10 protein-coding genes and 4 tRNA genes are annotated in these 12,863 nt (G+C 38.2%); 8 read left to right on the plus strand and 6 right to left on the minus strand.

Going from position 1 to position 12,863, the window contains the following annotated elements; translation table 11 throughout:
- The first annotated feature begins 83 nt into the window (after positions 1-83).
- Entirely contained in the window at positions 84-1,019 is a 936-nt protein-coding gene (locus tag AC1M87_RS04345; RefSeq protein WP_481588956.1) for a lysophospholipid acyltransferase family protein, read from the plus strand.
- Here AC1M87_RS04345 and AC1M87_RS04350 read toward each other — a convergent pair.
- The 3 genes from AC1M87_RS04350 to AC1M87_RS04360 form a co-directional block, all read right to left on the minus strand.
- Positions 1,016-3,505 carry a DNA internalization-related competence protein ComEC/Rec2 gene (locus tag AC1M87_RS04350; RefSeq protein ID WP_481593044.1) on the minus strand — a complete coding sequence of 830 codons (2,490 nt, stop codon included), beginning with the start codon at positions 3,503-3,505 and terminating at the stop codon, positions 1,016-1,018. The genes AC1M87_RS04345 and AC1M87_RS04350 overlap by 4 nt on opposite strands.
- Before the next feature lie 82 nt (positions 3,506-3,587).
- Positions 3,588-4,265 (minus strand): lipoprotein-releasing ABC transporter ATP-binding protein LolD, encoded by a 678-nt coding sequence (gene lolD / locus AC1M87_RS04355; protein ID WP_035266856.1) that lies wholly within the window; start codon positions 4,263-4,265, stop codon positions 3,588-3,590.
- Positions 4,258-5,493: a lipoprotein-releasing ABC transporter permease subunit gene (locus AC1M87_RS04360; RefSeq protein WP_481593045.1), complete on the minus strand. Its 1,236-nt coding sequence runs from the start codon at positions 5,491-5,493 to the stop codon at positions 4,258-4,260. The genes lolD and AC1M87_RS04360 overlap by 8 nt, the downstream gene beginning before the upstream one ends.
- Before the next feature lie 23 nt (positions 5,494-5,516).
- On the opposite strand from AC1M87_RS04360, the gene AC1M87_RS04365 reads away from it, so the two are divergent.
- The gene (locus AC1M87_RS04365) at positions 5,517-6,092 is read left to right on the plus strand and encodes a PilZ domain-containing protein (protein WP_092766795.1); all 576 of its coding nucleotides are present in this window, start codon (positions 5,517-5,519) and stop codon (positions 6,090-6,092) included.
- 9 nt (positions 6,093-6,101) lie between these two features.
- Here AC1M87_RS04365 and AC1M87_RS04370 read toward each other — a convergent pair whose 3' ends face one another.
- The gene (locus tag AC1M87_RS04370; RefSeq protein WP_481593046.1) at positions 6,102-7,010 is read right to left on the minus strand and encodes a DMT family transporter; all 909 of its coding nucleotides are present in this window, start codon (positions 7,008-7,010) and stop codon (positions 6,102-6,104) included.
- A gap of 23 nt (positions 7,011-7,033) precedes the next feature.
- Entirely contained in the window at positions 7,034-7,501 is a 468-nt protein-coding gene (locus AC1M87_RS04375; protein WP_035266848.1) for a YaiI/YqxD family protein, read from the minus strand.
- 270 nt (positions 7,502-7,771) lie between these two features.
- Here AC1M87_RS04375 and AC1M87_RS04380 point away from each other — a divergent pair.
- The 6 genes from AC1M87_RS04380 (at position 7,772) to AC1M87_RS04405 (ending at position 11,440) form a co-directional block, all read left to right on the plus strand.
- A tRNA-Glu gene (locus AC1M87_RS04380) sits at positions 7,772-7,847 on the plus strand.
- A gap of 108 nt (positions 7,848-7,955) precedes the next feature.
- Positions 7,956-9,368, plus strand: a complete 1,413-nt coding sequence (locus AC1M87_RS04385; protein WP_481593047.1) for an amino acid permease — start codon at positions 7,956-7,958, stop codon at positions 9,366-9,368.
- Positions 9,369-9,582: 214 nt separating this feature from the next.
- Positions 9,583-9,658 (plus strand) — tRNA-Glu (locus AC1M87_RS04390).
- 24 nt (positions 9,659-9,682) lie between these two features.
- Positions 9,683-9,758, plus strand: a tRNA-Glu gene (locus AC1M87_RS04395).
- 45 nt (positions 9,759-9,803) lie between these two features.
- A tRNA-Glu gene (locus AC1M87_RS04400) sits at positions 9,804-9,879 on the plus strand.
- Between the two features lie 157 nt (positions 9,880-10,036).
- A complete protein-coding gene (locus AC1M87_RS04405; protein ID WP_481593048.1) occupies positions 10,037-11,440 on the plus strand; it encodes an iron-containing redox enzyme family protein in 1,404 nt (467 codons plus the stop codon).
- A gap of 82 nt (positions 11,441-11,522) precedes the next feature.
- Here AC1M87_RS04405 and AC1M87_RS04410 read toward each other — a convergent pair whose 3' ends face one another.
- Positions 11,523-12,767 carry an NADH:flavin oxidoreductase/NADH oxidase family protein gene (locus tag AC1M87_RS04410; RefSeq protein ID WP_481590238.1) on the minus strand — a complete coding sequence of 415 codons (1,245 nt, stop codon included), beginning with the start codon at positions 12,765-12,767 and terminating at the stop codon, positions 11,523-11,525.
- Positions 12,768-12,863 lie beyond the last annotated feature (96 nt).

Genomic DNA, 12,863 nt, shown 5'->3' on the forward strand with positions numbered 1-12,863 from the left:
GGTCAAACTATTTATAAGTCAAGATTTAACATATAATAAACCCAAATCACAATATTCTATGAACTTACCAAATTTTGAATCTAATGCCTGAAACCAAAACATCGACCACAACCCGCCTGTTAAATTTCTTCAGTCGCCGTCCGATTCGTTTTTCTCGTTTTTTTGCAAAAATGCTTGCAGGGCTGATTAATACGCTAAAAATTACAAAAACTACGAACACCATCCGCCTCAATATCGACATTTGCTTACCACATCTTTCTGATGAAGAAAAACATTTAGTGACTCGTGCAGCAGTAAGAAACGAACTTCAATCTTATATGGAATTTTTTAGTATTTGGGGAAGCTCAAACGAAACCAATATTTCACGAATACGCCATGTCACGGGTGCTGAATATTTTCATGAAGCAATGGCTGAAAAGAAAGGGATTATTTTACTCGCACCACATTTTGGTACATGGGAAGTCATGAATGCGTGGTTCGCACAGTATACCAAGATGACCATCATGTATAAACCCATCAAGAATGAAGAAGCAGATCAATTTGTGCGCCAGGCTCGTAGTCGAGAACAAGCAACTTTAGTCCCTACAGATGAGAGTGGTATAAGACAAATTTTTAAAGCCCTTAAATTAGGAGGGACAACTGTGATTCTTCCAGATCACAATCCTAAACACGGTGGTGAAATGATCGATTATTTCGGCATACCACTCGAGTCCAGTAATTTAAGTGCCAAACTCATCCAAAAAACTAAAGCCAAAGGCCTTTTGGTCTATGCAATTCGCAATGAAACTGAAGATTTTGATGTATTTATTGAACCAATGGATGCTTCGATTTATGAAGGCACTCCCGCTGATGGAACGTTAGTAATTCACCGTGCAATAGAAAGCCTGATTCATCGTTATCCTGAACATGCTCATTGGAGCTACAAACGTTTCCGTGCAAATCCTGATCTACATAACATTTATCGTATCCCTGCAGAACAAGCCAGAGCAAAAATAGAACAAGTTAGAAAAGCAAGTTAATCTATGGGGTTATTCCGAGTTAACCACGCTTTTTGATCTCGATGATATCGAAATTGTACATCTCCGTTTTTATCGAAGGTCATTCGAATGCTGCCCTTCGATTGGGTATCGAGTAGCGGAATATTAAGCGCTTTTAAACGCTCTTTGACAACAGGATGTGGATGATTATAGCGGTTATCAAAACCAGCCGATGCAATGGCAATTTTAGGTTTGGTATTTTTTAAAAAGTCGTAAGATGAACTATGTCGACTGCCATGGTGTCCTAAGATTAAAATATCTACTTTAAGTTCAGGATACTGCTTTAAAATACGATACTCTGTCTCCCATCCTGCATCTCCCATAATCAGAAGATGCTTAAAATCGTTAGCATAGGGTAATGTCAGATATATTACGCAAGAGAGCTCATTACGATTTTGACTGACAAAATTTAATTGTGATTCAGCTGGTGAGAGAAATTGTATATTGATCTTACCCAATTGCACCTGTTGATGCTGTCGACAATAATCAAATTTCACTTGCTGAAACCTATCATCTTTTTCATTTGAGATAACTTGATCAATTTGTATATGTTTTTCGATAGCGCGGTATGCACCAGCATGATCTTGATCAAGATGACTCATAAAAATTTGATCTAATTTTGATATTCCACGTTGAATTAAGAAAGGGACAACTACACTTTCTCCAATACTAAATGTATTCTCATCAAAGCTCCCGCCTGTATCAACTAAAGCATTTTTCCCTGATGACTGTAAGAGTATGGATTGCCCCTGTCCTATGTCTAAAATTTCAATGATATCGTATCCATCATCACGTTTAGGCATCAGCAATGCCACACCTAATACGGGTATCCATAATCGAGGGATTACATTCTTTGGCATAAAGAACATCAATACTGCCAAAGCGAGCAAAAACATTTGTGCTTTCGTTAACGCCACCCATTTCAATGGATTGTCTAATATTAATCCCAACTTAGTCAGCAGCACCAAAAGCACCGATATCAACATATCAGCCAGATGAAATAAAAATAGACCAACAAAAGGAATAAAGCTGAGACAATAGCCCAGTACTTCTAATGGCACGATCAAGGTCCCAATCATTGGAACAGCAACTAAATTAGCAAATGGTGCAAGTAAAGAAATCTGTTGAAATATCAGTAAAGTGAATGGTAACAGTGCAATAAATATTTTCCATTGGGATTGCAAAAGTATTTTAAGATACATTTTTGCTTTATCTAGAAAATGATATTTGTTGATTAAAGCAGTGTTTTGCTGTTCATGAACGATCGTTTGGTATACACGAATCAAAATCAAACATGCGCCGTACGAAAGCCAAAATGCAGCAGATAAAATACTAAAAGGGTCTAAATAGAGCATTAAGCTCGCACTGATAAGTAATAGCACAAAAGGCTTAATCTTAAATTTAAATAAAATAGCGATACTAATTAGACAAACTGACAATGTAGTTCTTAGTGCAGGAATTTCGAGCCCTGAAAAAAAACTATAAATAATTACCCCACATACGAAAGGGATTAAAAGTAAATATGTTTTGGGAACTTTTAGAAAAATATGAGGACGAAAAATTGATACAAGATGCCCCATGAACCACGATAATAAACCAGCAAAAATTAGAACATGTGGACCTGAAATAGCCAATAAATGCGTAATGCCTAGTTTTTTAAATAATTCTTCTTGTTGCTCCGTCAGTAGACTCTTATCACCTGTGAGTAACGCGACTAGCAAACCCTTATTTCTGAATACTCCCTGTTCGATATCATCCCTAAAAGCTAAACGTGCTTTTTCAATGCTCAGGCTCAATCGTGCGATAAGGCTCCGATGCACATCGGTTGAAGATAAATAACCTTCAGAATATAACACCGCTTCACTTACAGGTACGATCCAATCTACACGCATTGTTCCAGCTATATTTTGCTGCAACAACCATTTCTCATGATCAAATACCCCATCTACTGCATAACTATGTGCGGGTCTTAATTTTCCGGTAACTTTATAATAGCGCCCTAGTTCTAATGTCGTATCAAGTTTTGACTCTCGCAAATATAATAATAGCGTTTGAGATTGTCCTTGCTTCTTGTCGATCACTTGCGCACGCTGCTGTATTGATCGACCTTCCTGATCCATTTTCAGCTGATTAATTTTATTGATATAGACAACTATTTCTTTTTCTTCAATATATTGAACACGTTTCTCTAAACGATCGTGTAAGGCTGTTTTTGCATGTTGATGCCCCAAAACAAATGTGATCAGACAAATTCCCGTTAGCACAAGCATTCTTGATGATGACTGGACAATACTTGAGGTGTGAGGATAAATGAATCGATCAGGTTGCCTCATTAATCGTACAAAGTAATCCATGATCAAAATGATACTTGCCATACCCAGTAAGAGAGTTGAATATTCAACTTCACCCTGAAAGCTGATCGTAGCAACACCAATGATCCAAAAGATGAGAATAAATATTAAAAACATCTAACTTTTATGTTTATTTTTCTTAAATAGATTAAAGCCCACCTAAGTGGGCTTTAACAAGACTGTTAATCGGATTTTTAGGCTATACCCACAATCCATCTTGCATATGCAAAATCTTATCAGCAGTTTGTGCGAGCTGTTCATCATGGGTCACGATGAGCATTGCCATATTAAATTCTTTACGCAGATCGGAAAGCAATTCAAAAATTGTGACGGCAGTTTTACGATCTAAATTTCCAGTAGGCTCATCTGCCATCATCAATTTAGGTTGAGCCACTAAAGCCCGTGCAAGCGCAACGCGTTGTCGCTCACCGCCAGATAACTCACCTGGTTTATGCGTTAAACGATGTGATAAACCCACTTTATTCAACAAATATTCTGCACGTTCTTTTACTTCTTTAAAATTTGCATCTTTACGTAACATCAGCGGCATTGATACATTTTCTAAAGCCGTAAACTCAGGAAGTAAATGGTGAAATTGATACACAAATCCGAGGTGTTCATTACGTAGGAAACCGCGTTCAGCTTCACCTAAAGTGTCAAAACGCTGCCCATTAAGCATCACTACACCTTCGGACGGACGATCAAGCCCCCCTAATACATGTAACAGCGTACTCTTACCCGAACCACTTGATCCAACAATTGAAACAAATTGTCCTTGCTCAACAACTAAATCCAATCCCTTAATCACTTCAACAGTTGATTTACCATCTGTAAAATGTTTATGAATATTTTTGGCTTCTAAGACAATATTACTCATAGCGTAAAGCCTCTGCTGGTTGAACTTTAGCAGCACGCAGCGCTGGATAAATTGTTGCAAGGAAACTTAGCGCTAGTGATAAGCTAACAATCACCACCACATCTTGCCAACGTAGATACGATGGTAAATAGTTAATGAAATATGCATCGAACAAATTTAGTCCAAAAGCAGTGTTCAACCAGCCAATAAATCCACTAATGCTCGTAGCAAAGATGATACCTAGTGCTGCTCCTGCCAGTGTTCCTACAACACCAATCACCGTACCCTGTACCATAAAAATCTTAGTGATCGTTGCTGGTGAAGCACCTAAGGTTCTTAAAATAGCAATGTCGGATTTTTTATCAGTAACCACCATCACCAGTGAAGATACAATATTAAATGCTGCAACCAAGACAATCAGGAAAAGCAAAAGGCTAACCATTGCTTTTTCCATCTGAATGGCACTAAAGAGATTGCCGTGCGTATAAGTCCAATTTGATGGATAGAAATTGCCTCGTAAATCCATAATAACTTCTTCAGCGACTTGTGGTGCTTTGAAGATATCATCTAGCTTCATACGGATACCTTGTGCACCATCCGGCAGTCTCAACAATGTCGAAGCATCATTTAGCGCGATGTAACCCATCATCGAGTCCACTTCCGCACCAATACTAAAAATACCGACAATTTTAAAACGTTTAAATCTTGGAACAACGCCAGCGGGTGATGGTGTCGCTTCAGGTAATACCAATGTTACATTGTCATTGAGACTTAAACCTAAAGCATCCGTCATCTGCTTGCCCAAAACAATCCCGAACTCACCTTTCTTTAATGAGTTGATGTCGCCTTGAACCATATGATTTTGAATAATAGATACATTTTTTTCATAGTCAGGCTCAATACCCGTGACCATTATCCCTGCAACCTGTCCTTGGGCTGTTAACATCCCCTGCAACTGTGTAAAAGGTGCAACACCCGTCACATGTTCATGTTGGTCTATTTTCTTTGCAAGCTCAGGCCAGTCTGTTAGAATTTGTGTAGAGGAAACAGTCGCTTGAGGTACCATTCCCAAGACACGGTTTTTTAATTCACGATCGAAACCGTTCATTACAGATAACACAGTAATGAGAACAGCGACGCCCAAAGTCAGACCGATCATGGAAACTAAAGCAATAAAAGAAATAAAGTGATTACTTCGCCGTGCGCGAGTGTATCTCAACCCTATATACAGCGAGATCGGTTTAAACATACCATCTAGTCCGAGGTGTTTTAATGGAAAATCTTCAGCATCAAAGTGGCAATATTGAAAGACGCGTCATGTCACGTATTGATGCTGCCTTAAGAATAAATTATCAGATCATCACGAAAGATGTCGCTTTGAATGATCCCTATGATTCAAATTTTGTACTACCGCGCTATTTTCTCTTACTTGCAGAATTAGATCAATTTGATCATGCGCTTATGTACGAATTAGAACAATTAAATCAAAAAGATCAACAAATTGCTCGGATATTATCCTTATTTAACCAAAAATTAAACCTGATTACGGGCTCACTTTACGACTCTATTGTACAAACCATGTTACCAGTACCTACTCAAGTCAATTTGTCTGAAACGGGTTTTAGTTTTTATGCTGAGCAACATATCCCTGAACAAACCTATATACATATCACATTGAGTCACCCTGAAAATGATTTTCATATCGCTGCAACTGCACAGGTTGTCTACAGCAATCAAGAAGAAAATGGGCTGTTTAGAACTGGTGCATATTTTCTAACGTTACATCCCCAAGACAAAGTAAAGTTAACAGAAGCCTTGAAGCATTTAAAAAACTCACAGAATCACTGAGCATTAAACTTAAGGTTTTAATACTTTTTGTTTAAATTTCCGATTCGCTTCTATATCCCGATAAAAATACATAAATAATCCCAGAAGTAGAATCATTGCTCCCAGTATCATGCCAAGCGTTAATTTCTCATGATTAAATGCAGCGCCTATACCAAGTGCTAGAACTGGAGTCATTACATTTGTAAGGGACAATGTGGTGGGTTGTATTTTTTTGACCAAGTAAAAATAGCAAAACATAGCGACTAATGAAGCCATAACGACAGAATATATGATCGCAAGTAACGACTTCATTGAAGGTAATTCAGTAGGTAAGTATTTCCATATAAATGGCACAATTAAACATGCAACGATAGTAGAAACAAGTATTGAACCAGTCGCCTGAGCCATTGGTGCTACATCAGCATTTATTTTTTTTACCCAAAAAATTGACATTGCGTATGAAAAAACGCTGAGCAACATTAAACCAATTCCAATGGGATGGATATGTTGTGCTGATCCAGTAAAACTGATCACTACGAGCCCAGTAATCGCGACGATCATTCCTAACCATTGCAGCTTATGCAAATCTTGTTGAAAGATAAATTTTCCAATAAGCCCTGCCATAATTGGTGCTAATCCAAACATCAATGCAATCATGCCAGAACTTAGGTAATCAGTAGCCACATAAGTAAAAAATTGCGAACCAATCAAGCTAAATGACCCAGCAAAATAACTATGCAATGCAATTGAATTTAAAGGAAATTTTACCTTTAAAACAATGAGAAGTAATGCTGCGATAGGCAGTGCCAAGCCTAATCGAATCACCAATGCCCACATTAAGTAAATATCTTCTACACTCCATACAATCGCAAGTGGAGTTGTTGCCCAAATGATGACCAATAAGGCATAAATGAGCATAAGTTTAGATTTTTCTGGCATGTGAACTCGATTGATAAGATAAATCAGGCAGTTTTTCTTTTTTGTTTTTGAATTGTTTGATCCAAAGCACTTGAAAATTCACGCTTGTCTCTTTCTGAAATTGGCGGTGGTCCACCGGTTTGAACGCCAGCCCCTCTCAAAGTTTCCATGAAATCACGCAAATGTAATCGTGCCTTGATATTAGCTTCTGTCCAAATTTCACCACGTGGATGAATTGCAACGCCACCCTTTTCGATGACTTGAGCTGCTAGAGGAATATCCTGCGTCATGACAATATCATGCTCTTTCATGCGTTCGATAATTTCTTTATCAGCTTGATCTGCTCCACTCATCACTTGTATTGAATTAATACGAACAGAAGGAGTTATTCCTACATTTTGATTGGCGACAAAAGTTACTTCAAGTTGATAACGATCAGAAGCTCTTAAAATGACTTCACGCAATATTTTAGGTAATGCATCAGCATCGACCCAGAGTTTAAATGGCAACACGCCTCTTTCCTTCGTTGTCTTACCACGTCATCTTATCAAATTTTACAGATGGCTGGTTTGATATGATGAATATAAAGTGGATCGTTTTTATATAGTGAGGACCTTCTCTCCATGTTATTTAAACACATGAAAAATCTTATTGTTGTCAGTTTAATCAAAATTAAAACTAATTGATTGTTTTTGCTTAATGTATGAACGATTAAAACTTTTTTTGATACGAAGCTTTTGACAATTGATATGTCTATCCTTAATATACAAGCACCTCGCAACGTCCCTATCGTCTAGAGGCCTAGGACATCGCCCTTTCACGGCGGTAACCGGGGTTCGAATCCCCGTAGGGACGCCATTATCGTTTCATACGATCACTCAATATTCAAAATTACTATTATTTCATTGAAGAATTGTAGTTTTTCACTACAATAACTCGCTTCATTTGTTTCGAATTTTCAATCCTATGCACTCATCTCCGAATGATGCTTCGCATCAGGGCAATTCTGCGCCTTTACAACGCGCTATGAGTACTCGACATCTGGTTATGATTTCGCTTGGCGGCGCAATCGGTACTGGACTTTTCTTAGGTTCGGGTGAAGTCATTGCACAAACGGGGCCTGTAGGTGCCATTATTTCTTATATCCTTGGCGGGATTATCGCCTACATGGTTATGCTGTGTTTAGGTGAGCTTGCCGTTCATATGCCTGAATCTGGTTCATTTGGTTCTTATGCCAAAAGATATATTGGACCAGGAACAGGCTATACCATCACTTGGTTATATTGGTTAACTTGGTCGGTTACTTTAGGAACTGAGTTTACAGCCGCCGCCCTCCTCATGCAGGAATGGTTCCCAGATAGTTCCATGTGGATGTGGACTATAGTCTTTGGTGTATTCGTATTTGTTTTAAATATGATTTCCACAAAATGGTTCGCAGAATCTGAATTTTGGCTGGCATTAGTTAAAGTTATTACTGTTGTTGCATTTATTCTATTAGGCCTACTCTCAATTTTTGGTGTAATTGGCTATCAAGGTTACGAAACGGCGCCTTTATTTAGCAATTTAACTGCTCAAGGTTGGTTCCCTGAAGGTCTATTCCCAATTTTTGCTACGATGCTTATCGTAAACTTCGCATTCTCTGGAACAGAATTAATTGGGGTTGCTGCTGGTGAAACTAAAGACCCAGCTAAAAATGTTCCTAAAGCGATTAATACAGCGATTTTTCGTCTGTTGATTTTCTTCGTAGGTACAATCATTGTAGTAACGTCACTTCTTCCACATCAAGAAGCTGGCTTAGCTGCTGAAGGTGTGAGTAGCTCTCCATTTGTGACTGTTTTCCAGCATATTGGTATTCCCTATGCAGAAGATATCATCCGTTTTGTAATTATTACCGCTTTATTATCAGCTGCTAACTCTGGTTTGTTTGCTGCGTCACGCATGATGTGGTCTTTATCTTACAAAAAGCAGCTCCCTGCAGTATTTTCTAGAGTGAATGCACGTGGTATCCCCTATGTTGCAGTGATCGTGACAATGATCGGTGGGTTACCAGGCTTATTGTCAGAACAATTCGCACCTGAGACTATTTTTACCAATTTATTAGGTATTGCTGCTTTTACAATGGTCGTTGTCTGGATGAGTATTTGTTTAAGCCAATTTAATTTCAGACGCGATTGGTATAAGCAAGGGCGCAAAAAAGAAGAGCTGGGCTTTGCTGCTCCATTATTTCCAATTGTCCCAATCTTAGGTTTTGTGTTCTGTTTTATCACATGCTTAAGTATGGTATTTGATCCAAGTATGCGTATTAGCTTTTTCGGGTGTTTAGCGTTCATTGCTGTATGCTATGCCAGTTATTACCTGTTTTATCACGATAAATCTTGATTTTGAAATAGCGACTTCGGTCGCTATTTTTTTGCTTAGACAGTTCCTATTTTCCCAATGCTTTTCTAATATTTCTTGGAGATTTGATCTAAATTTAGCCTTTAAATTCAATATTGTTTTATTTTCATACGAACACACCATTTTTTTAATTTTTTTGCTGAAATGCGTTTGACACCCCCCTATTTTCACCCTATTATACGCCCACCTCTGAAACGTCCCTATCGTCTAGAGGCCTAGGACATCGCCCTTTCACGGCGGTAACCGGGGTTCGAATCCCCGTAGGGACGCCAATTTTCAGAAGTAGATTTTATTAAGTCCCTATCGTCTAGAGGCCTAGGACATCGCCCTTTCACGGCGGTAACCGGGGTTCGAATCCCCGTAGGGACGCCATTAATTTCAATTGAAATAACATGGTTTAAAATATATTTCTGCACTGTCCCTATCGTCTAGAGGCCTAGGACATCGCCCTTTCACGGCGGTAACCGGGGTTCGAATCCCCGTAGGGACGCCATATTCGAGATGATACATCTCATAAAAAAGCCCAAGCATTTAAGACTTGGGCTTTTTTTTATAACTTAGTCACCCTAAAAATCGAACACAAAATAAACAACATTATCATCTTTGCAGGTTATGGTGGTTTAAACCCTTAATAACGCTTGGAGAAGATGATGTTGGACAACACCGTACTTAATCCCCTAGCATCCCCATCACAATTAAATACAATTAGTCCTAAAACAAATAAAGACTGGGTTGAGTTTTTTTTAGACCCTAAAGTGAATCGTGAATGTAAAACAGAATATGCTGAAACCTATGTTCTTTCACTATTTGATCAACTCAATACGACTCATTTATCGTGGATTGATCAGGTAGAACAAGTTAGGCAACATATACAACACGAACATGATCAAACTTGTTCTAAATTTCAAAGTTATCTAGATCAACGAAAATCAGGCCTTGGGCGTGACTACTTTCCAACCATCTCTCATGCTTTAGAGTTTTTATATAAAGTTGCTCCAGTTAAATATGCAGATGGCTCATGGCTATATTCATCTCTTACGCACCCCTCTTTGTTTGAGAACAAAGATCTAAGCTATATCTACTTAGAAGAACTTGGCTTGGGAGATGCTAAAGCAAATCATGTTTGCATGTATCAAAGCTTACTACGACATTTCGAGCTTGAACCGTACATTAATTATTTAGATGATATTTATTTTGAACAAGCCGCTGTTCAACTTGCTCTCGCATATATATCACATGATTTATTTCCACTGGTAATTGGATTTAACTTGGGTTATGAACAATTACCACTACACCTGTTAATCACCAATTATGAGTTAGCAGAACTTGGAATTGATCCTCATTATTTTAATGTTCATATTACAATTGATAATGCACACAATGGACATGCTGAAAAATCAATACAGGCATTTATTGATCATTATCATCAAGCTCAAGATAAATCAAAATATCTTGAATTGGTTAAAATGGGTTTCCAAATGAATGATCTTGGCTTGAGCTCAACAAATATCATCCAAGAAATTGATCTGACTCAAAGCGTTTATCAACTTCTGCAAAGAAAAGCAGTTGTCGGTCAACATATCCATAACCAAAAATGTCAATTTAATGGCAGATCAATTAACGAATGGCTCGCTCAACCTGAATTAATATCTGAATTTATTCAAATCTTAATTGATAAACAATGGATTATTAAAAACAGGCCTGTCGAAGAAAGTCGTTTTTGGAAACTTATTCACGATAGTGATGGCAAAATGTTTGGTGTGTTTAATGCAACTGAGAAAATGCTGATCAAAGACTGGATTCAAGGGGAATCATTAACTGTTCGTTTAAAAAGAATGCCTGTAACAGGAGATCAAAACTGGCTATCAAAATACAATAATCAACATGAACTTGAACAGATCAAACATCAATGTCATTCATTAGATGATACAAACGATAAACTCGCATTATTAATTCCATATCTATCACCTTACTATCATCCACGAGCGATCGGATTATGGGCAACCCAAGAAGTCTCTAAGTTACTTTTCCCTTTTCAAACACTTGCGCTTTAGTTTTAACTCGCCGCATAAATTAGTTTTAACTCGCCGCATAAAATAAGGAGCCATAAAGGCTCCTTATATGTATTGATTTATACTATGCAGATTTTCTTGAATTAACTTTGCCCTGAATGATAGCCTTCACATTTCCTTTTGCATAATTCAGAAAAACTTTTAAAGGTGAAAGTTTTGGATTAGGTTGATTACCCTCACCAATCGCTTTGAATTGTGCCGCATACCAAATAATTTCCATAATTGCCATTTTATCAATAAATGGAATCCCTGTTTTAATTGGTTTTACTGCATATCTAACATCGTGTCCTGCAATCAAACGATCAGTTAAATCCGTTTCTACAGCGAGCGGGCGTGCAATTCCAATAAAGTCACATGCACCACTTTCTAAAGCATCATTCATCCCTTTAACGGTTCTGAATCCACCTGTAACCATCAGTTTGCATTTTACTTCTTGACGTATTTTCTCTGCGAAATCTAAAAAGTAAGCCTCACGTGCAATGGTACTTGCTTTACGCTGTTCAGCTTTAGCACCTGCCATTGCGGGCGCTTCATACGTACCGCCTGAAATTTCAATTAAATCGATTCCTGCATCATCAATAGCTTTAAATACTTGAATCACTTCTTCTTCAGTAATTCCACCTCGTTGAAAATCTGCGGAATTCAATTTCACTGAAACGATAAAATTCTCGGATGTTGCAGCTCGAACAGCTTTATAAATTTCTAATAAAAAACGCATACGATTTTCAATGCTCCCACCCCATTGATCATTACGTTTATTGGTCAGTGGCGATAGAAATTCACTGATTAAATATCCATGAGCACCGTGTAATTGAACACCTTCAAAGCCCGCTTTTTCGCAAATCGCTGCAGAGGTTGCAAATCGTTGGATTAGATCTAGGATTTCCTCATGCTCGAGAGCCCGTGGAGTAGCAAAGGTAGTAGCCAACATAGCACTAAATGGAACAGCAGACGGTGCAACAGTTTCTTTATTTAAGCCTTTAGGACACTGTCTGCCCGGATGAGACAATTGAACAAGCTGGACCATACCATAACGTTTACCTAGGTCAGCCCATGCCTTTAATTTAGGTAAATCTCGCTCATTTTCGACCACGACGACACCAGGCTCATTCTTCGCACGCAGATCAACCATCACATTTCCTGTGATTGAACACCCTAAACCACCTCTTGCCCAAGCTTCATACAAGCCTGTGTGCAAATGATTTGGTTCACCAGCAGCATTCGCTAGAGCTTCACTCATTGCGCCTTTAATAATGCGATTTTTGAAAGTTGTATTGCGAATTTGAATCGGCTCAGCAATTTTACTCATCTTGAAGTTCTCAATTTTGTGCTTATCTAAACCTAAAACCAATTAGGCGTGACTTCCCTGAATTTCAGTCTAGAATTGACAATCCTTCTTGTCAAA

It is taken from the genome of Acinetobacter sp. 24-47-62 (genome assembly GCF_056779765.1).

Coding starts and splice junctions, on each gene's coding strand:
- AC1M87_RS04410 (WP_481590238.1), bottom strand. CDS start 12,767: ATGAGTAAAATTGCTGAGCCGATTCAAATTCGCAATACAACTTTCAAA.
- lolD (WP_035266856.1), bottom strand. CDS start 4,265: ATGAGTAATATTGTCTTAGAAGCCAAAAATATTCATAAACATTTTACA.
- AC1M87_RS04350 (WP_481593044.1), bottom strand. CDS start 3,505: ATGTTTTTAATATTTATTCTCATCTTTTGGATCATTGGTGTTGCTACG.
- AC1M87_RS04365 (WP_092766795.1), top strand. CDS start 5,517: ATGGAAAATCTTCAGCATCAAAGTGGCAATATTGAAAGACGCGTCATG.
- AC1M87_RS04385 (WP_481593047.1), top strand. CDS start 7,956: ATGCACTCATCTCCGAATGATGCTTCGCATCAGGGCAATTCTGCGCCT.
- AC1M87_RS04360 (WP_481593045.1), bottom strand. CDS start 5,493: ATGTTTAAACCGATCTCGCTGTATATAGGGTTGAGATACACTCGCGCA.
- AC1M87_RS04345 (WP_481588956.1), top strand. CDS start 84: ATGCCTGAAACCAAAACATCGACCACAACCCGCCTGTTAAATTTCTTC.
- AC1M87_RS04370 (WP_481593046.1), bottom strand. CDS start 7,010: ATGCCAGAAAAATCTAAACTTATGCTCATTTATGCCTTATTGGTCATC.
- AC1M87_RS04405 (WP_481593048.1), top strand. CDS start 10,037: ATGTTGGACAACACCGTACTTAATCCCCTAGCATCCCCATCACAATTA.